Here is a 20,128-nt window from a genome sequence, read left to right as displayed (position 1 = left end):
GCGCTCCATATCGCGGCCGTGACGACGGCCGCGATGCCAGACTACGATTTTCCACTTCAAGCGAACTATCACGGAAACACTTGATGACCAAACAGTTAAACACCCGCGACCTGACTCAACTCACTTTAGGCATCCCCGGTTTCGACTATCGAGACCTGTACGATAGTCGGCGACTGAACGACCTGATGACGGTGTTCGACCGGTCGGTCGAGCAACACGATCCTAACTTGTTCAAGGAAATCGCGGTTTACCGCGCCTGCGGCGGAGCGGGCATGAGGCCCGAGGACATCTCGGAACTTCTGGTCAAAATGGCGCCGCTAGTGGGCACCTTCGTCGCGAAACTGTTCAACGTCGGCGATGTGCGCGATCAACAAATCGACAAGATTCGCGGCGAGTTCGACAGCGTGTTCACTTACCGCACGCAAATCGTCGGCAATTTGGCCAAACTGTTCAAAGGCCAGACTATCGAGGACTGGGACATCGCCGAACTCGGCGCGCAGTTGGATGCCCTGCTGGCGGCAACCGGCAGATCGGAACTGTATGCAACCGATCCGGAACTAGCTGTCAGCCAGCTCGGCGCGGACTTTTGGCGTTTAACCCAAAATGCCGATCTCAGCGATGCGGACATTGCCGCATTGAAGCAACAAGTCACCGATTCACCGATATTGAGCAAGGCCGTCATCAGCGACGGCCCGGCCGCCTTCGCCGCCGCGCTGCTCGACATCGTCCGCCGCTGGAGCTTCGCCGCCAAACAAGTGCCGGAACTGCAAGCGGTCGTCGAAAAGTGGCTGAGCTTCAAGATCGCCGAAAAAACCGATCTGGACAACTTGGTGGCGCACGCCAGCGTCTCGCAAGACGGCTACGAAGTCTGGGCCTGCGACGAACACCATCACCGCCGCCGCGATGGTTTTGCATTGACCGACAAGCGCTTCAAACAACGCCAGGCACTGTACGAAATCGATCACTGCATTTACTGCCACGATCGCGACAATGATTCGTGCTCGAAAGGTATCAAGAACAAAAAAGACAACACCTTCAAGGCCAACCACCTGGGTTCGTTGATGACCGGTTGCCCGCTGGAGGAAAAAATTTCCGAAATGCACTTGGTCAAGCGTCAAGGCGATAACATCGGCGCGCTGGCGATGATCATCATCGACAACCCGATGTGCCCCGGCACCGGCCATCGGATTTGCAACGACTGCATGCGCGGCTGTATTTACCAAAAAACCGAGGCCGTCAACATTCCGCAAATCGAAACCAACGTCCTGACCGACGTGCTGTTCATGCCGTGGGGTTTCGAGATCTACAGCCTGTTGACCCGCTGGAACCCGCTCAACGTCAAGCGCCCGGTCGCCCTGCCCTACAACGGCAAAAACGTCTTGGTGGCCGGCATGGGGCCCGCCGGTTACACGCTATCGCATTATTTGCTCAACGAAGGCTTCGGCGTGGTCGGCATCGACGCGTTGAAAATCGAACCGCTGCCGTTACACCTAACCGGCGACCGCGATAATGTGCCCTTGCCTATCATCGATTTTCAAGCGCTTTACGAGGACCTGGATAAACGGGTGATGCTCGGCTTCGGCGGTGTCGCCGAATACGGCATCACCGTGCGTTGGGACAAGAATTTTTTGAAAGTGATTTACCTGACGCTGCTGCGCCGTAGTGCCTTCAAGTGCTATGGCGGCGTGCGTTTCGGCGGCACGATCACCATCGACGAGGCCTGGGGTCTGGGTTTCGACCACATCGCCATCGCCAGCGGCGCCGGCAAACCGACTGTCATCGATCTGAAAAACAACATGACCCGCGGCATTCGCAAGGCCTCGGACTTCTTGATGGGCTTGCAATTGACCGGCGCGGCGAAAGAATCGTCACTGGCCAACCTGCAAGTCAGAATGCCGGCCGGCGTGATCGGCGGCGGTTTGACCGCTATCGATACCGCCACCGAATTGCTGGCTTACTATCCGTTGCAAGTCAGCAAAATCACCAAACGTTACGACAAATTGGTCGCCAAATACGGCGAGGCCGAAGTACGCGGCCGTTATGACAAGGAAGAACTGGAAATCCTCGAAGAATTCCTGGCCCACGGCCGGATGATCGAAGCCGAACGCGCCCGCGCGGCGGCGGCCGGCGAAACGCCGAACTTCCTGCCCTTCCTGAAACAATGGGGCGGCGTGACGATGTTCTATCGCAAAGGCATCAAGGATTCGCCGGCCTATCGCCAAAACCACGAAGAAATCCACGAAGCGCTATCGGAAGGGATTTATCTGGCCGAAGGCATGAGTCCGCTGGAAGCCATCAACGACGACTACGGCCACCTAAAAGCGGTGCGCTTCGAGAAACTGGAATTGCAGGAAGGCCGTTGGCGCACCGTCGGTGAACAGGAAGTCGCGTTGCGCGGCCTGTTTATCGCCGCCGGCACCGCGCCGAATACGATTTACCAGTCCGAACACCCACGCACTTTCGCGATGGAAGGCAAGTTCTACAAACGCCACGAACCCGACTGGCTGCCAGGCAAGGCCGAACTGGTACCGATGGCCGACGAGGCACAAGTCAAGGTCGGCAAGCCCTCACCGTTTACCTCGTACCAAAGCGAAGGTCGCTATATTAGCTTCTACGGCGACAACCATCCGGTTTATGCCGGCAACGTCGTCAAAGCGATGGCCAGCGCCAAGGACGGTTATCCGTATATCGTCAAACTGTTCGAAAACGAAATCGCCAAGCTGGATGCCGGAAAACAAGCCGAGCGCGACGCGGCCTGGCGGGCCATGCAGGACAAGCTGGACGAACTGTTCCTGGCCCATGTCGTCGAAGTCAACCGCCTGACCCCGACCATCATCGAAGTCGTGATCAAGGCCCCGGCGGCGGCGAAAAACTTCGAGCCGGGTCAATTCTACCGAGTACAGAACTACGAGTCCTTGGCGCCCGTCGTCGAAGGCACCGCGCTGGCAGCCGAAGGTTTGGCTCTGACCGGTGCCTGGGTTGACAAAGAAAAAGGCCTGGTATCCTTGATTGCATTGGAAATGGGCAGCTCCAGCCGTCTATGTGCGACCTGGAAAGCAGGTGATCCGTTGGTATTGATGGGCGTCACTGGCGCACCGACCGAAATCCCGACCGGCAAAACCGTATTGTTATTGGGCGGCGGCTTGGGCAACGCGGTATTGTTCTCGATCGGCAAGGCCATGCGCTCCGCCGGCAACAAAGTCTTGTATTTTGCCGGCTACCGCAACCGGTCCGATTTGTTCAAGGTAGCGGAAATCGAGGAAGCATCCGACGTCATCGTCTGGGCGGTGGACAAATTGCCCGGTAACGAGGCGATTCCGGTCACCCGTCCGCAGGACAAAACGTTCGTCGGTAACATCGTCGAGGCGATGATCGCCTATGCCGAGGGCCAACTGGGCGACACCGCGTTGAAACTGCAGGATGTCGAGCATTTGATCGTGATCGGTTCCGACCGGATGATGGCGGCGGTTAAGGCGGCTCGCTTCGGCGCATTGAAGCCTTACTTGAAAGAAGGCCATGAAGCCGTCGGCTCGATCAATTCGCCGATGCAATGCATGATGAAAGGCGTTTGCGCGCAATGTATGTGCAAACACGTCGATCCGGAAACCGGCGAGGAAAGCTTTATGTATTCCTGCTACAACCAGGATCAAGCGCTGGATTATGTCGACTTTCCCAACCTGAATGCGCGATTGCGGCAAAATACGGTGCAGGAGAAATTGTCGTCCTTGTGGCTAACCTATTTGTTGGAAAGCGAACGCGGCTAGAGCCAATCCAGCTCGGCCCACCGCCACCCGCCGAACCGGGTGGCGGAACCGCTCGCGAGGCGCCGCGAACCTTAGTATTCCGCGCCGGACACCTCGCCGACAGCCTTTGAAATTGGAGTTCACACGTGTTGCAGCGCACCCTGCTTGCCATTTCGTTAATTTTCCTACCGCTACTGGCCTGGGCTGACGCCGATGCCAACCAAGTCGCCCTCAACCTGACTCGGCATTGGGTCGGCTATCTGTCGATCGCGATATTCGCGCTTGCGTACATGCTGGCGATGACCGAGGAAATCACCGAGCTGAACAAGTCCAAACCGATGGTGCTGGCCGCAAGCCTGATCTGGGCCTTCATTGCTTCGATTTACGTGCAAGGCGGGATGGGCGAACAAGCCGGCCGCGCCTTCCGTGCTTGCCTGGAAAGTTACGCCGAACTGTTCTTGTTTATCATGGTGTCGATGGCCTATCTGAATGCGATGGAAAGCCGCGGCGTATTCGACAACCTACGTGTCTGGTTGCTCAGCAAGGGCTTCAGTTATCGCAAGTTGTTCTGGATAACCGGCGTGATGTCATTCTTTATGTCGTCGGTGTGTAACAACCTGACCACCGCGCTGCTAATGGGCGCGGTCATCGTCGCAATGGGCAAGCATAATAAACGCTTTATGACGATGGCCTGCATCAATGTTGTTGTTGCCACCAACGCCGGCGGTTCGTTCAGTCCGTTCGGCGATATCACCACATTACTGGTTTGGCAAAGCGGCGTTGTGCCCTTCGTGGATTTCTATTCGCTGTTCATTCCGGCCGTGGTCAATTTCGCGCTGCCAGCCGCCGTGATGCATTTTTGGATACCCAACGAACACCCGGCCGCCGTCGGAAAAGCTCCGAAAATGAAACGAGGAGCTTTGACGATGATGGTGTTGTTCTTGTTGACGATCATTACCGCGGTCAGTTTCGAAAACTTCCTGGATCTGCCGCCGGCCGCCGGCATGCTGGCCGGACTGACTTATCTGAAGTTTTTAGGCTACTACCTGCAAAAAACCGAAGACAAACAAAAAGTCAGCGATTTTGCCCACGTTTACAAATTATTCAACGTCGAACTACCGTTGGCCAATCAAAATCAACGCTTCGACGTGTTCAAAAACGTCGCCAATTTGGAATGGGATACCCTCTTGTTTTTTTACGGCGTGATGGTCAGCGTCGGCGGACTAAGTTTCATCGGTTATTTAACGATGGCTTCCGACGTGCTGTATGTCGGCATGGATCCGACGATCGCCAATATCGTCGTCGGCATCTTGTCGGCCTTCATCGATAACGGCACGATCATGTTCGCGGTGCTGACGATGCACCCGGAGATTTCCCAAGGCCAATGGCTGTTGGTCACGCTGACGGCCGGCGTCGGCGGCAGTCTGCTGGCAATCGGCTCGGCGGCCGGCGTTGGCCTGATGGGGCAGGTCAAGGGCGTTTACACCTTTAGCGCCCATTTAAAGTGGATGCCGGTCATCCTGCTCGGTTACGCCGGCAGTATCGCCGCGCATTTTTTATTAAACAGCCACTATTTTTAACCTACCGTAAACCGAGCGGCCAATTCGGCAACACGCGACCAACACCCAGTTTTCTAAAAATTTCAATTACTTAATAAGAAACCACTCCCTGTACAATAAACCGATTGACGAATATTCATTTCTTTGTTCAATCGTCATAATCCATTAACACGCAAAATCCTGCTATTTTTGTGGAACGCTTAGAATAGCCATGTATAATGAAGCCGATTTAGCTCGGTATCGTTGTCGCTTTTCAAGCTCGCAATAGGATCAACAAACTTTGTTTTCCGCTTACCCGCTTTATTCACCAACCCTAGTTCCAAACAGCGAAAGCACTTTTTAGCAAGAGAGATTTATGTCAGTTCAAGTAGAAGGCAAAGTTAAATGGTTTAACGACGAGAAAGGTTTCGGCTTCATTGAGCAAGAAGGCGGCAAAGACGTATTCGTCCATTTTAGCGCTATCAACGGTTCCGGCCGCAGAACCCTGAAAGAAGGCCAAAAAGTCACGATGGAAGTGACCAACGGCCAAAAAGGCCCACAAGCGGAAAACGTAACACCGCTGTAAATTGAACTGAAAAAGCCGCCTGACCAGCGGCTTTTTCATTTGCGGCCGATTTGCTTGTAACACGATCCATCCAACCGCACCGTTTGGCGCGGAGAGATGGCTCGTTTCGTCGTTAGAGTAAGGCGCCCCACAAATCGTAGTCGTCGGCTTCCTCGATTTCGACCTCAACGAATTCGCCGACCCGCAGGTGGTTTGCACCATCGATAAACACTTGACCGTCGATTTCCGGGGCATCGCTTTTAGTGCGAGCCACGGCGCCTTCTTCGACAACCTCGTCGATCAACACCACCTCACGACGGCCTATCCTTTGCTTTAAACGTTCGGCGCTGATCGCGGCCTGATGCTCCATAAATCGTGCCAATCGCTCCTGTTTGACTTCTTCCGGCACCGCGTCCGGCAACGCGTTCGCCGCCGCGCCCTTGACCGGCGAATAGGCGAAACAACCCACTCTGTCCATTTGCGCTTCGCTCAAGAATTGCAGTAGCTCTGCGAATTCCTGCTCTGTCTCGCCGGGAAAACCGACGATGAAAGTACTGCGTATCGTCAAATCCGGACAAATGCGCCGCCAAGCACGGATGCGTTCCAGATTGTTTTCAGCGGCGGCCGGGCGTTTCATCAATTTCAAGATCCTGCTGCTGGCGTGCTGAAACGGAATATCCAAATACGGCAAAATTTTACCGTCCGCCATCAACGGCACCACATCATCGACGTGCGGATAAGGGTAGACATAATGCATTCGGACCCAAATATCCAGTTCGCCCAACGCCACCGCCAAGTCTTGGAAGCGGGTTTGGTAAGCTCGTCCCCGCCAATCGCGGCTTTGATATTTCAAATCCAAGCCATAAGCACTGGTGTCTTGCGACACGACCAGCAGCTCTTTAACGCCTGCGGCAGCCAGCGTTTCCGCCTCCACCATCACCTCGTCCAACGGCCGGCTGACCAAGTCGCCGCGCATCGACGGAATAATGCAGAACGTACAACGGTGATTGCACCCTTCGGAAATTTTCAAGTAGGCGTAATGCTTGGGCGTCAATTTAATCCCTTGCGGCGGCACCAAGTCCATGAACGGATTGTGCGCCGGCGGCAGATACTCGTGCACAGCTTCGACCACTTCGTCGGTCGCGTGAGCGCCGGTGATTTTCAGCACTTGCGGATGCCGCGCCAAAATCTCGTCCTGCCGCGCACCCAAACAACCGGTGACGATGACCTTGCCGTTTTCGGCCAGCGCTTCGCCTATGCTGTCCAGCGACTCCTCGACCGCCGCGTCTATAAAGCCGCAGGTATTGACGATCACCAGATCGGAATCCTTGTAATTCGGCGATACTTGGTAGCCTTCGCTACGCAAGCGGGTCAAGATCTGCTCGCTATCGACCAGGGCCTTCGGACAGCCCAGACTGATAAATCCAACACGGGGGTTACTCATTCGACATTCTCGATAACACTATAAACAGGTGGGCGGCTTGGGCAGGCCGGCGATTTTGCAGGCGTATTTCAACGGGCCTTGCGGAAACAATTTTTGCAGATAGCGGCTATTGCCTTTTTCTTCACCCAGGGTTTTGCGTGCCGCGGCGACGAACATCCGGGCATTCGGCAAATGCTGGAATTTTCGATAGTAATCGCGGATAAACAGCAAAATCTCCCAATGCGCCTCTTCGATCACCAAGCCTTCCAGACGCGCCAATTCGTCGGCGACGTTGCGATTCCACAGATCGGCACTCCGCAAAAACCCGTCATCGGTCGTAGCCAATTCGGCACCGTCGACTATCAACGCCATGTATGAGCCACCGGATGCTTGACCGTCAAATCGACCAACCCGGCGTAATCCGTCCAGGCCACGCCGGCCATCGCGGCGTCCGGCGCAAGTCCGCAGGCCTCGGCGTATTCCCGTAACACGAAAACCCCACATTCCCGATCCAGCACGCTTTGCAACAGCGGGTTATCCCGATGTCCGGCGCGAGCCGACAACGCGGCGGCATCCAACAGCACGACGTCATCGCCCGAGCCGATACGCTCCAGCCATTCCGGCCTGACCGGCGAGGAAGCCACGATATGCAACATTATTCGGTATGGGTCAGTTTCAAGCCGACGATGCCGATCACGATCAACAGAATCGAAGCCAACCGTATCCAATCGGAAGATTCCTTGAACAGGAAAATGCCGACGATCGCCACGCCGACCGCGCCCATACCGGTCCAAACGGCGTACGCGGTGCCCAGCGGTAAGGTTCTGATTGCCAACATCAACAGGTAAAAACTGCCGGCGCCGGAAATCCCGGTCACCACGCTCGGCCACAGCTTGGTAAAGCCATCGTTAAATTTAAGACTGATCGCGAATACGATCTCAGAACAACCCGCCGCCAACAGCAACAGCCAACCCATCAACTCTCCTCGGACATACGCTATAATCGGAGCATTTTACAATAGCGTTTCTGTCAAACCGCATTATTTAGCCCTGTAAATGGAAAAAGAATCCGACTACCTCGTTCGCAACGCCAAAATGATTTATGGCCATTTGACCGACTTGGTAAAAAACAAGTGCATCATCGCCGCGAATTTCGGCGAAGACAACGCTTCGTTCTTGACCACCATCGTCGAGCTCGACCAGAAAGCCAATCTGCTGGCGCTCGATGTCGCGCCCAACGAGCAACTGAACCGACAATTGCTGACTTCGGCGAAAGTCCTGTTCCGTACCGAGTTCGACGGTATCAAAGTATCGTTTCGGGGCAAAGCCATCAAAAAAACCGAGCGTAACGGCATGCAGGTTCTAGCGATGCCGTTGCCGGACGCGATATTTTGGATGCAGCGCCGCCAGTTTTATCGAGTAAAAATTCCGCTCTCGCATAAAAACAGTTTCTGTGAAATCGAGTTTCGCACCGTGGATGAAGACAACAATCCGCAAACGCTCTCGGGAATTTTTCCGTTGGCCGATCTGAGCATTTCCGGATTCGCGATGCTGGTAAACGACACCAAGTTCTCCGAATTCCTGCAACAGGGCGCCGAACATGGCGATTGCGCGCTGTATCTAAACGACGGCAGCCGCGCCAATGTCGGCATCATGGTCCGCGATATCGCCACCATGCGGGCCGGAGCGGCCGGTAAACAGCAGCGGGTCGGCTGCCAGTTCACCCAAGTTTCGCAGATGTTCGAATCCAGCATTCAACGTTACGTCCAAGACATCGAGCGGCAACAAAAAAACATCGGTTAGCGCGCCAAGATCATCGGCAGACAGTCGATTCGCTCTTACGTCGGCGCTCCTCCGAAGATTCAAGCGCATACCAGCCACCAATCTCCGCTCAAGACTTTTCAGGCGACTTGCGCGGCCAGCGCGACCGTCAAATTTCAGCCACACACCTCGCCATTCTCCACCGCCAATAACCGATGACTCGCTCGCCACTCAAACTTCCCAGTCTACCCGATTCCGCCGCCACTCAAACTTTCAAAGACCTGAGCGGCTGCGGCGACTCGCTAGCGCTGGCCAGTGCTATTACCCAGGAAAAGCGCCTGTTGGTTATCGTCACCCAAGACACTCAAACCGCGCTACGGCTGGAACACGAACTGGCGTTTTTTCTCGACAACGCCTACCCCATCCTGCAATTCCCCGACTGGGAAACCCTACCCTACGACGTATTCTCGCCGCTACCCGAAATCATCTCCGAACGCCTGCGAACGCTGGCCTTGTTGCCGGAAACCAAGCGCGGCGCGCTGATCGTACCGGTCTCGACGCTGATGCACCGGCTGGCGCCGCGCGAGCACATCCTCGCTCACAGTTTTGCGATCGAAGTCGGCGGCACCTTGAGCCTGGAGCTAACTCGCGCCAAGCTGGAAGCGGTGGGCTACCAGTGTGTGTCGCAAGTCTACCAGCACGGCGAATTCGCGGTGCGCGGCTCGATTCTGGATTTGTTTCCGATGGGGTCAAAACAGCCCTACCGCATCGAGCTGTTCGACGACGACGTCGAATCGATCCGTAGCTTCGATCCCGACACGCAGATGTCGCAAGACAAAATGCCAAAGATCGAGTTGTTTCCGGCCCGCGAATTCCCGTTTAGCGACGACGCGATCAAACGCTTCCGCCAGGCCTTTCGCGAACAGTTCCCGAATGCCTCGCCGAAAAACCCTCTCTACCTCGACGTTTCCAAGCAAATCGCCCCGGCCGGGATCGAATATTACTTACCCTTGTTCGTCGAACGTACCGAATCGCTGCTCGCCTACTTGCCGCAGACCGCGTTATTCGTGTTGCCGGCCGACTTCGCCGGCGACGCAGAACGGTTTTACCACGAAGCCGACGAGCGTTATCAGCAGCGCAAATACGATGTCGACCGGCCGTTGTTGCCGCCGGAACGTTTGTTTTTGTCGACCGAAGAAATCCAGCACCACATCGCCGGCTTCAGCCGTATCGTGCTGGACAATCAAGCCGAACACGGCGAATCGCTCGATTGCAGGGTTCTACCCGACGTCGCGATCGACAGCCGCTTGAAAGAGCCCGCGCAACGCTTGCGGCAGTTTATCGAAGGCTTTTCCGGAAAGGTGCTATTCGTCGCCGAAACCGCCGGCCACCGCGAAGGCCTGATCGACAAGCTAAAAAGCGTCAAGCTGAGCGCCAAACAGATACAGAGCTGGCCGGAGTTTTTACGCGGCGAAGATTCGCCCTGCATCGTCGTCGCGCCGCTGGACCAAGGCTTATGGCTTGAAGACCCAAAACTGGCCATCATCACCGAAAGCCAGCTCAGCGGCGAGAAAGTCCAGCAACGCCGGCGCCGGGCCAAATCCGCCGCCCGCGCGCTAGAAAACATCTTCAACAATCTCGACGAACTGAGCGTCGGCTCGCCGGTGGTACACCAGGAACACGGCGTCGGCCGCTACCTGGGCTTGCAGACCTTGACGGTTGGCGGCATCGAAGCCGAGTTCCTGATGCTGGAATACGCCGGCGGCGACAAGATTTACGTGCCGGTGGCCTCCTTGCATTTGATCGGCCGCTACAGCGGCGTCAGCGCCGAAAACGCGCCGCTGCATAAACTGGGTAGCGAACAATGGAGCAAGGCCAAGCAAAAAGCCATGGAGCGGGCCCGCGACGTGGCTGCCGAATTGCTGGACATCCACGCCAAACGCGCCGCCCGCGAAGGCTTTGCCTTCAACATCGACAACAGCGATTACAACGCCTTCGCCGCCGCCTTCCCGTTCGAGGAAACCCCGGACCAGCTCAGCGCGATCGAAGCCATCTTGCAGGACATGGCCGCGCCGCAACCGATGGACCGCGTGGTGTGCGGCGACGTCGGCTTCGGCAAGACCGAAGTGGCGATGCGCGCGGCCTTCGTCGCGGTGCAAAGCGGCAAACAGGTCGCGGTATTGGTGCCGACTACCCTGCTGGCGCAACAGCACTATCAAAACTTCCGCGACCGCTTCGCCGACTGGCCGGTGCGCGTCGAAGTCACCTCGCGTTTCGTCACCGCCAAGCAGCAAAACGCCATCGCCGACGATCTGGCCGACGGCAAGGTCGACATCGTCATTGGCACGCATAAGCTGTTATCCAAAGAGATGAAATACAAGGCCTTGGGCTTGGTCATCATCGACGAGGAGCACCGTTTCGGCGTTACCCAAAAAGAACATTTCAAAAAGCTGCGCTACGAGCTGGATTTGCTGACGCTGACCGCGACGCCGATTCCGCGCACCTTGAACATGGCGATGGCCGGCCTACGCGACATCTCGATCATCGCCACGCCGCCGCCAAACCGCCATGCCATCAAGACCTTCGTCAGCGAATGGATAGACTCGCAAATCCAGGAAGCCTGCCAGCGCGAAATCAAACGCGGCGGCCAGGTGTTTTTCTTGCACAACGACGTCAAGACCATGGACAAGATGATGCGCGAACTCGGCGAAATGGTGCCGGATGCCCGCATTCAGATTGCCCACGGCCAGATGGCCGAGCGAGAGCTGGAGCAAATCATGCTGGATTTCTACCACCAGCGCTTCAATCTATTGATCGCGACGACGATTATCGAAAGCGGTATCGACATTCCCAGCGCCAACACCATCGTCATCAATCGCGCCGACAAGCTCGGTCTGGCCCAGTTGCATCAATTGCGCGGCCGGGTCGGCCGTTCGCATCACCGCGCTTATGCTTACTGCATCGTGCCGCCCAAGTCTTTGATGACCAAGGACGCGATCAAACGCCTGGAAGCTTTCGAAACCTCCGGCGAACTCGGCGCCGGCTTCATGCTGTCCTCGCACGACATGGAAATCCGCGGCGCCGGCGAGCTGCTCGGCGACGAACAAAGCGGCCAGATTCAGGAAATCGGCTTTACCTTGTACACCGAACTGTTGGAACGAGCCGTAAAAGCCTTGAAATCCGGCAAGCAACCGGAGCTGGACGCGCCGCTGGAAACCGGCCCGGAAGTGGATTTGCAAGTCGCGGCGTTGATCCCGGAAGACTATCTGCCCGACATCCACGCCCGCCTGGTGCTATACAAACGCATCGCCAGCGCCGAAACCGAAGACGATTTGCGCAAGCTCAAGATCGAAATGATCGACCGCTTCGGCTTGTTGCCGGATCAAGTCAAAGCCTTGTTCGCCGTCACCGAACTCAAGCAACACGCCGCTAACCTGGGCATCAAGAAAATCGAAGCCCACGCCAGCGGCGGCCGCATCGTGTTTACCGCCACGCCGCAAATCGATACCGGCGAGTTAATCCTGATGATCCAAAGCCAGCCGCAGGTCTACAAATTCGACGGCGCCGATAAATTGCGCTTTACCAACACGTTTAAGGATATGGAGGATAAGGTGGCGTTTTTGGAGAAGTTGTTGATACGATTGGCACCTAAATCTTGATTTTAATTTTTTGGAGGTAATATGTCGCACTGTCAAACCGCCAAGCAAGAAGCCATCGCCGCCATCAATCTATTGCCAGACACGGTAGATTTTGAAGAAATCGTGTATCGGCTCTACGTTCTGAACAAAATATATCAGGGGCTAGAAGATGTAGAGCACGCCAAGGGCATTAGCAGCGAGATCTTGCTACGCGAAATCGAGCAATGGTAATTTGGACGCCTCGCGCCAGAACAGACCTCAAAGCCATTCATGATTACATCGCGCAGGATTCACCGCTTACTGCCAAACGCATCATCCGGGAATTGATACAAAAAACCGACAGCCTGCTGGTGTCTCCTTACCTCGGTAAAAAAGTGCCCGAGTTTGAACAACAGGAATTAAGGGAAATCGGCGTGCATTCTTGGAGAATCATTTACCAAATTAAGTTTAATCAAGCCTATGTTGTCACAGTGGTTCATAAACGCCGCGATTTCAAAAATTCGGACTTATCGATAGACCAATAAACACGCAAATCCAACGGAACGGCAATTTTTCAAATGCTAACGCAACGATTGAAGATTGAAACGTGTTGACGCTGCAAGAGAGGCTCAAACATTACAAATTGGAATTCCAGAAATGTAGAGCCGATTCGTGAAACGTAACCCGACGAGTTTAACACCTTAATTCCTCCGAATACGCTTCGCTATTCGGAGCTACGCGGGCTCGCCAAAAGCGGCGATGCTCGGGGCTTAATAACAGGAACAAAACCATCCACTAATTCAGCAAGAAGCCAAAATAAATCGACGCAAGTTCATACTTTTTTATATATGAACCCTCCAATGACGTCTGAATTGGAGATCGTTTTTATAGCTGGCTCAACTCGTGATCTTAAGCCAACTTTATACGCAAAGCTCGATAAGGAACCAAGCATTGAGTGACAATAGTTTAATCCATCTACACTAATGTTCGATTCGCCTGTTAGTCCAGCAAGAGTCCTTATAAGTTCATCAAAATCTTCGAACAAAGAGCGATTATGCCTTGCTTTAAAGGCCCTGGATGGATTTTGTGGTATAGGACACTCAATAATCGGAATTTTTTTATTGCAAAATTCAATTAATCTGTAATTTGCAAATAAAATTTTTTCTGCCCGAGCAATCGGAGCAGAGTGCACAACCAAGTCCCTATACTCACCCAAAGCTTTTAGCCAACCATTTTCACTAGTTATTGATAATAATTCGCTAATCAACATATCTTCTATAGATACTTTCTTTATGCTTTTTAGCAATGCGGACATAGAAGTTATGTGTTGATTATGTGTATAATAATCAACAATGTGAGCTGCAATAAATTCTGCCAGATAATCTCTAAGTATACATGCATCAACTAGGAATGTCTGAATAGATAAATAACACAACCATGTAAAACTATCCGTAAACTTAACTTCTTTGGCGTAATTCTCGCGCTCGAGAACTGCTACAAGCTGATCATGATAGGTATCCGACAACTCTTTTACCCTCCAACCGCACACTCTCAACTGGTGAGATATTCGATTCGATAAGTCCCAAAGGCGCCCATCTTTAATTGTATATGCGCTATTTCCTATATCACCCCATAATGTGGCAGCCTTTTCATTTTTCCATCTATCACTGCAAGATTTATTGTACGCTCGCCATTCTGGAACATCAGCGCCTTTAGCTTGATATGAATTATCAATAAATTCAATTCCAATTATTTCTTGATTCAATGATTCGATACTTCTATAGAGCTGCTTATATTGTGGCGTATTAAAAATAAAAGATTGATTTTGTGAAGTTGGGTAAAGTTCACATTTAGGACTAGCCTCATTTACGCAGCGTAGCCCTCCTTTTAAATGCACAACCCTAATTGATGGCCATTCATAATTCATTAAGCTTACAAATCCCTGACTGAATATCAGCCTTCTTCTATTTAGATAAAATCTTATCAATCGTTACCCAAGGACAAAACGCACAATATTTAGGGCTTCATTAGCCAAGCCGTATAGCACCGTAATTTGGCCTACGATAATCCGGAGAATACGCTGCCATTAATTCGTCCGATGATTTATAGCCTACGCCCGATATTAGACGATTTCAAATTTCGCGATTTGCCCCCCCGTATGCCGCGCCGAGCATAAGCGGCATCCAGGTGGCCTTTTCTTTGGATACTTTCTTTTGGCCACACAAATGAAAGTATCACGGTTGTCGGTCCGCGAACCGACATCAAAACCAGCCGTTGCGCCAGCGACACAACTACTACTTAACGATCCTGCCCGTAAATACCGTAACACCTCGTTCACGAACGCTACGATTCGTAAACTCACCTCACACTTGATTCAACATTGTTTTCCAATCTCAGTAGCTCAAAAATACAAGCTGCCCGTCAGGAAATACCTACTAACGATAGCCCATCAGCCCAAACAACCTTCAGAACACGTCCCCACCTCACCGCGAAACACTACCATCCGGCAATACAAACTTAATATCCAAACTCCGCAAATAAGTCTGCAAGCCGGCATCCTGTAGCGGAAGCAAATACGCCTCGTTGCCCGACTCGTTGTAATGCGCTGACAATAACCGGGCGGAGTGATGAAGGCCGGATAGGATTGCCAATCGACACGGGTGGGATTGATGATCTGACCGTTTGCCGAAATCTGCGATCCGACCAGGGTATAACAACCTGGCGCGCAATCCAGAATCAAACCCAAGGCTACCGATTGGTACCATTGCGGTAATTGCACAGCGCCTTCGGGAAGAACTGGCGTTGCGGTTCGCGATAGGGTAAGGCGGGTGATCTTACCCCTCAAGTTAGCTGACAATTCAAATCGTCATAAGACCGACCGCGAATTCTAAATATAACGATAGTCCGCCGACTAATTAAGGTCTGGCGGCTTGCCACCGCGAAGCCGCCCTACCGTTAAATCAATCTATTTCTTGTTAAAGTGGTAAATATCCCCAAACTTGCCTTTTAACGTCATCGTCTTATCGTCCTTTTCGACCAGCGAGAAGATATCGAATTTATCCGACCGGCCCAGCAAGGAAATTTTCAATTTACCGTTTTCCACTTCGTAATTCACCGGCGATTGGTCGTAATAGCTGCCTTCGCGCGGGATATGGGTAATCGTGACCTTGCCGGCGCCAAAAGTCCACGTGTCTTCCCGCTTGATGGTTTCTTGAGTCGCCGCCGATTTTTTGGTGTATTCCAGTTTCCAACTGCCTTGTACTTCGTCGCCGGATTGCAGCGGGACATCGGCAAACGCCTGGCTTGCGACGACCGACAAAACCAGCGCTAATGTTATGTTCTTCATGTCCAACCCCCGACTTTTATTGATATAGGAGGGTCGCATTCTACGCTCCGGGCGACGTAAAGTACCTAATATTCAAGCTAGCGCGGCCGGCCGCCGTTCGTAAGAACGGGCGCGCGTCAATCCGAATGCGTTAAAATCCCAACTTGCGCCACCTTTCGGAATACCCGCGAACATGCTTCGTTACGACCGCTCCCGCTTTATCGCCCTGGGCCTGCCCAGTCTTTTGAATGCCGCGCTGGTGATCTACATGCTGGAACTGCGGCCGGAGCAGTGGTCCGACGACATCCGCAACGGTTTTTATTGGGCCTTGGTCGGAGGTCTCGGTCTGTTCGGCATCACGGCAATGATCAAACGCGCTCGCGATCTGGGCTCGTCGGCATGGGGCATTTTACTGGGATTTTTGTTTGCGCCGCCGTTCATGCTGCTGGTCGCCCTCATACTGGCCTTTATTCCCAGCAGCCCGGATGCCGACCGTCTGGAACCGCCGCCGCCCAACGCATCCTTAGCAACCTGGCAAACCGGCTTGGCGATTCTGGTAGTGCCCTGGTTGGCGATTTGGCTGTTTCGGTAACGCTTGGTCGCCAGCCGTCAAAGCCAGCACTCGTCAGCCCGGCCTGTTCGCCGCAATCGGCATCTGGCGACTCAGATGAATTTGCGATCCACTTCGCAAATCCGTTAGCCTGAAGGCGGGCATTTCTCAGCCGTCGCTTCCATCAAATCGCGGGCAAGGCAAATTCGTTTGTTAGCCTCTTCACAGATTGGACTTGTCCTTCCAGCGCCTAAATGCCCGTCGGCGCCTCGCGATCAATCGAGCTTGCAGCAGAGCGACAACGCTTGCCGATTTTCTCAAAAAGATACAGAAAACCCGAGCGGCCTTGGAATAAAGCGTACCCCGGCCAAGCTTAGCCGCCAATCCGGCCGCGCCACCATCCGCCACGCGTAAAATCCCTCCCGATTTGGAAACGCTCCCGATTCCCCCGCGCTACCGGCGGAAATTGCTCCTCTACACTTTCTCTTCGGAACCGCACCGGCCAAGTTCGGCCAACCCTGCCGCAAGCAGCGCGGCGGCGCTGTTCCGGCACCCGAACCATTCGGCTATCGATAACCCGGTATTGTTTAACCTCGCGGGGTAACCATGAGCGCGCAAATTTCCCTGATTCATCACCATACAGACCTAATCGACGACATCGCCGACCCCAGACATTCGCAGCCGGCGGACATCGCCGATCTGCTGGTCGCCTATCTGGAACAGATGGGGGTCGAATACGTTTTCGGCGTTCCCGGCGGCGCCATCGAGCCGCTCTACAACGCCATCGCCCGTAGCAGCCGGCGCGGCGGTATCCGTCACGTGTTGGCCCGCCACGAAGCCGGTGCCGCCTTCATGGCCGACGGCTACGCTCGGGAAACCGGCAAAATCGGCGTCTGCTGCTCGACATCGGGTCCCGGCGCCACCAACCTGATTACCGGCGTGGCCTGCGCTTACGACAACAACATTCCGATGTTGGTCATTACCGGCCAGCCGGCCCTGCCGGCGTTCGGCAAATACCCCTTGCAAGAATCCTCGTGCACCGGCATCAACACGCTGGGCATGTTCCGGCATTGCACGCTATACAACTCGTTGGTCTCCCACCCCAAGCAATTGGAAACCAAACTGGTGACCGCGCTGCAACGGGCGATTCGCGCCCCGCGCGGACCGTCGCATCTGACCGTGCCGGTGGATGTGTTCCGCAGCCCCTGCAGCCGCGGCACACCGTCCTACAACCTGGAGCAACTGCTGGCGCCGTCGTCGATGGTGGACGACGACGCCATCACCGAATTGCGCGACATGCTGGCCGAGGCCCAAAACGTCGTTCTGCTGATCGGCGGCGGTTGCGGCGAAGCGATCGGTTCGATTCTGCAATTCGCCGCGCTGAAAGGCACGCCGCTAGTCACCACGCCCGACGGCAAGGGCCTGGTCAATCCCCGCCATCCGTTGTTCCGGGGCGTGTTCGGATTCGGCGGCCACGAAACCGCCGACGCCGCGCTACGGGACAAATCGGTCGATTTGATCCTGGCCATCGGCGCCAACATGGGCGAGTGGAATAGCGGCGGCTGGAGCGACAGCCTGCTCAACGAGCGCCTGGTACACATCGACGAGTCCGAGGAAAACCTGTCGCGTACGCCGATGGCCCGCCTGCATGTGCGCGGCCGTATTCTGTCGGTGTTCAGCCGGCTGGTCGAGCACCTGCATCACCAGCAAAAAACCGACAATTTCGAATATGCCCGGCAGCGCGCCTCCCGCGAACACAAGGTCGACCAACACGACCCCCACCAACTGTTAAGCGCGCCGGAAAAATATCAAAGCGATGCCACGCCGCTGAAACCGCAGCGCTTGATGCGCGAATTAGGCCAACTGTTTCCGCCGACCACCCGCTTCCTGGCCGACACCGGCAACAGCGTCTCCTGGGCCGTACATTATCTGCATCCCGGCATCGACCGACGGGTCGGCGAACGCCGATTGGGCGGCGGCGGCCGCAAGATCACGCCGGGGCTGCGCCGCACCGACGGCGGCTGGTTGCGGGTAACGATGAATTTCGCGGCGATGGGTTGGGCGATCGGCGGCGCAATCGGCACCGCGATCGCCAACCGCCGTCAGCCGGTCGTGTGCATCACCGGCGACGGCAGCATGTTGATGAACGGTCAGGAAATTTCGGTCGCGGTCGCCGAGCGTCTGGCGGTGGTGTTTATTGTGCTCAACGATCAGTCGTTGGGCATGGTCAGACACGGCCAGCGCTTGGCCGGGGCCGAACAAATCGGTTGCGATTTGCCGCCCAGCGACTTCGCGGCCCTGGCCCGCGCCCTCGGCGCCGACGCTTACACGATCCGCTCGCCGCAAGACTTGGCCAATCTGAATATCGCCGCGATTTGCGCGCGCAAGGGGCCGACCCTGCTTGACGTGCTGATCGATCCCGACGAAGAGCCGCCGATGAACGTACGGATGCGCGTCCTGACCAACACCTTATAAGCGGGGCGACTTCATGAACAAACTCAGCGGTAAAACCGCGTTGATTACCGGCGGCTCCAGCGGCATCGGCCTGGCCAGCGCCAAACTATTCCTCGCCGAGGGTGCCCGGCTGGCGATCACCGGACGGGACCCGGAACGCTTGGAAACCGCCCGCCAACAGTTGGGCGACGACACGCTGGCCCTCGTCAGCGAGGCCGGTTGTCTGAACGACATCGAAGCCCTGCTGGAACAGGTCGGCCAACATTTTCAAACTTTGGACATTCTGTTTCTGAACGCCGGCATCGCCGAACCGACACCGTTGGAACTGACCACCGAAGACCAATTCGACCGCATCATGCGGGTCAATTTCAAGGGCGTGTTTTTTACGATCCAAAAAGCCTTGCCGATGCTCAAACCCGGCGCCTCCATCATCGTCACCACCTCGATCACCAACCGTAGCGGCACCCCCAATTTCAGCGTGTACGCCGCCAGCAAGGCGGCCTTGCGTTCGATGGTGCAATCGTTGGGATTAACCTTGATAGGACAAGGCATACGGGTCAACGCGATCAACCCCGGCCCTATCGATACCGAAGGCTTCAACCGCCTGCCGTTACCCGGCGACGTGTTTCAAGCCATCAAAACCGATATCGAGGGCCGTTCGCCGATCAAGCGCTTCGGCGCGCCGGAGGAAGTCGCCAAGGTCGCGTTGTTTTTGGCGTCCGACGATTCGGCCTATGTCGTCGGCGAAGAAATCGTCGTCGACGGCGGCATCAGTTTAGTTTGTTTACCCTAGGAGGCATTATGAGCGCCGATCAAACCATCCCGACGATACGCACCCGCATCTGGCGGGAAGAAGCCGAGTCCGACAACCGTTTCGCCACCCGAACCGCCTATTGCCGAGGCTACGACGTTTACGGGGAAATGCTGGGCCAGGCCCGCTGGACCGATCTCTTGTATATGCTGTTCATGCCGGAAGCGCCGAACGCCGAACAATCCGCCCTATTGGACAGCTTGGCGCTGGCGCTGGCGAATCCGGGCCCGCGCGACCCGGCCGTGCATGCTGCCATGTGCGGCGGCGTGTGCGGCTCGCCGGCCGCCTCGTCGTTGATGGCGGCGTTGGCGGTCGGCGCCGGTCAGGCCGGCGGCGCTCGCG

Annotated in this window: 16 protein-coding genes and 1 pseudogene; 11 read left to right on the top strand and 6 right to left on the bottom strand. The window is 55.2% G+C overall.

The window, feature by feature from the left end:
* Nucleotides 1–83: 83 nt before the first annotated feature.
* The 3 genes from BJL95_RS04610 (at nt 84) to BJL95_RS04600 (ending at nt 5,867) form a co-directional block, all read left to right on the top strand.
* Nucleotides 84–3,764: a pyridine nucleotide-disulfide oxidoreductase gene (locus BJL95_RS04610; RefSeq protein ID WP_071155864.1), complete on the top strand. Its 3,681-nt coding sequence runs from the start codon at nt 84–86 to the stop codon at nt 3,762–3,764.
* A 125-nt stretch (nt 3,765–3,889) separates the two neighbouring features.
* Nucleotides 3,890–5,323: a sodium:proton antiporter NhaD gene (nhaD, locus tag BJL95_RS04605; RefSeq protein WP_254786685.1), complete on the top strand. Its 1,434-nt coding sequence runs from the start codon at nt 3,890–3,892 to the stop codon at nt 5,321–5,323.
* A 334-nt stretch (nt 5,324–5,657) separates the two neighbouring features.
* On the top strand, nt 5,658–5,867 hold the full coding sequence (locus tag BJL95_RS04600) for a cold-shock protein (protein ID WP_054760518.1): 210 nt from the start codon (nt 5,658–5,660) through the stop codon (nt 5,865–5,867).
* A 112-nt stretch (nt 5,868–5,979) separates the two neighbouring features.
* On the opposite strand, the gene rimO is transcribed toward BJL95_RS04600, so the two are convergent.
* The 4 genes from rimO to BJL95_RS04580 are packed head-to-tail and all read right to left on the bottom strand — an operon-like array spanning nt 5,980 to nt 8,245.
* On the bottom strand, nt 5,980–7,290 hold the full coding sequence (gene rimO, locus BJL95_RS04595) for a 30S ribosomal protein S12 methylthiotransferase RimO (RefSeq protein WP_071155862.1): 1,311 nt from the start codon (nt 7,288–7,290) through the stop codon (nt 5,980–5,982).
* An 18-nt stretch (nt 7,291–7,308) separates the two neighbouring features.
* Nucleotides 7,309–7,641, bottom strand: a complete 333-nt coding sequence (locus BJL95_RS04590; protein ID WP_071155859.1) for a TusE/DsrC/DsvC family sulfur relay protein — start codon at nt 7,639–7,641, stop codon at nt 7,309–7,311.
* A complete protein-coding gene (locus BJL95_RS04585; RefSeq protein WP_064031591.1) occupies nt 7,632–7,925 on the bottom strand; it encodes a DsrH/TusB family sulfur metabolism protein in 294 nt (97 codons plus the stop codon). Before BJL95_RS04585 ends, BJL95_RS04590 begins: the two co-directional genes overlap by 10 nt.
* On the bottom strand, nt 7,925–8,245 hold the full coding sequence (locus BJL95_RS04580) for a multidrug efflux SMR transporter (protein ID WP_064031592.1): 321 nt from the start codon (nt 8,243–8,245) through the stop codon (nt 7,925–7,927). The genes BJL95_RS04585 and BJL95_RS04580 overlap by 1 nt, the downstream gene beginning before the upstream one ends.
* Nucleotides 8,246–8,324: 79 nt before the next feature.
* Here BJL95_RS04580 and BJL95_RS04575 point away from each other — a divergent pair, with 79 nt between their 5' ends.
* The 4 genes from BJL95_RS04575 to BJL95_RS04560 all read left to right on the top strand — a co-directional run bounded on the left by BJL95_RS04575 (nt 8,325) and on the right by BJL95_RS04560 (nt 13,191).
* Nucleotides 8,325–9,071 carry a flagellar brake protein gene (locus tag BJL95_RS04575; protein WP_071155857.1) on the top strand — a complete coding sequence of 249 codons (747 nt, stop codon included), beginning with the start codon at nt 8,325–8,327 and terminating at the stop codon, nt 9,069–9,071.
* Nucleotides 9,072–9,244: 173 nt separating this feature from the next.
* The gene (gene mfd / locus BJL95_RS04570) at nt 9,245–12,688 is read left to right on the top strand and encodes a transcription-repair coupling factor (RefSeq protein ID WP_071155855.1); all 3,444 of its coding nucleotides are present in this window, start codon (nt 9,245–9,247) and stop codon (nt 12,686–12,688) included.
* 21 nt (nt 12,689–12,709) lie between these two features.
* Entirely contained in the window at nt 12,710–12,898 is a 189-nt protein-coding gene (locus BJL95_RS04565; RefSeq protein WP_071155853.1) for a hypothetical protein, read from the top strand.
* Nucleotides 12,892–13,191 (top strand): type II toxin-antitoxin system RelE/ParE family toxin, encoded by a 300-nt coding sequence (locus BJL95_RS04560; protein WP_064031596.1) that lies wholly within the window; start codon nt 12,892–12,894, stop codon nt 13,189–13,191. Before BJL95_RS04565 ends, BJL95_RS04560 begins: the two co-directional genes overlap by 7 nt.
* A gap of 287 nt (nt 13,192–13,478) precedes the next feature.
* Here BJL95_RS04560 and BJL95_RS24475 read toward each other — a convergent pair whose 3' ends face one another.
* Together BJL95_RS24475 and BJL95_RS04555 are read right to left on the bottom strand one after the other, a co-directional pair.
* Nucleotides 13,479–14,573 (bottom strand): hypothetical protein, encoded by a 1,095-nt coding sequence (locus BJL95_RS24475; protein ID WP_139306129.1) that lies wholly within the window; start codon nt 14,571–14,573, stop codon nt 13,479–13,481.
* A gap of 1,038 nt (nt 14,574–15,611) precedes the next feature.
* Nucleotides 15,612–15,992 (bottom strand): lipocalin family protein, encoded by a 381-nt coding sequence (locus BJL95_RS04555; protein ID WP_064031599.1) that lies wholly within the window; start codon nt 15,990–15,992, stop codon nt 15,612–15,614.
* Nucleotides 15,993–16,164: 172 nt separating this feature from the next.
* Here BJL95_RS04555 and BJL95_RS04550 point away from each other — a divergent pair, with 172 nt between their 5' ends.
* From BJL95_RS04550 to BJL95_RS04535, 4 genes and pseudogenes are all read left to right on the top strand, one after another.
* Nucleotides 16,165–16,563, top strand: a complete 399-nt coding sequence (locus BJL95_RS04550) for a DUF805 domain-containing protein (RefSeq protein ID WP_071155851.1) — start codon at nt 16,165–16,167, stop codon at nt 16,561–16,563.
* Between the two features lie 564 nt (nt 16,564–17,127).
* The gene (locus BJL95_RS04545; protein WP_083385644.1) at nt 17,128–18,996 is read left to right on the top strand and encodes a thiamine pyrophosphate-binding protein; all 1,869 of its coding nucleotides are present in this window, start codon (nt 17,128–17,130) and stop codon (nt 18,994–18,996) included.
* A gap of 13 nt (nt 18,997–19,009) precedes the next feature.
* A complete protein-coding gene (locus BJL95_RS04540; RefSeq protein ID WP_064031601.1) occupies nt 19,010–19,768 on the top strand; it encodes an SDR family oxidoreductase in 759 nt (252 codons plus the stop codon).
* 8 nt (nt 19,769–19,776) lie between these two features.
* Nucleotides 19,777–20,128, top strand: a pseudogene (locus BJL95_RS04535) (citryl-CoA lyase); the annotation flags it as partial.

The sequence above is a fragment of the Methylomonas sp. LWB genome (assembly GCF_001856095.1).
Taxonomy (GTDB): Bacteria; Pseudomonadota; Gammaproteobacteria; order Methylococcales; family Methylomonadaceae; genus Methylomonas; species Methylomonas koyamae_A.
The sequence above is the reverse complement of the archived record's forward strand: the minus strand, read 5'-3'. Positions and strand labels throughout refer to the sequence as shown.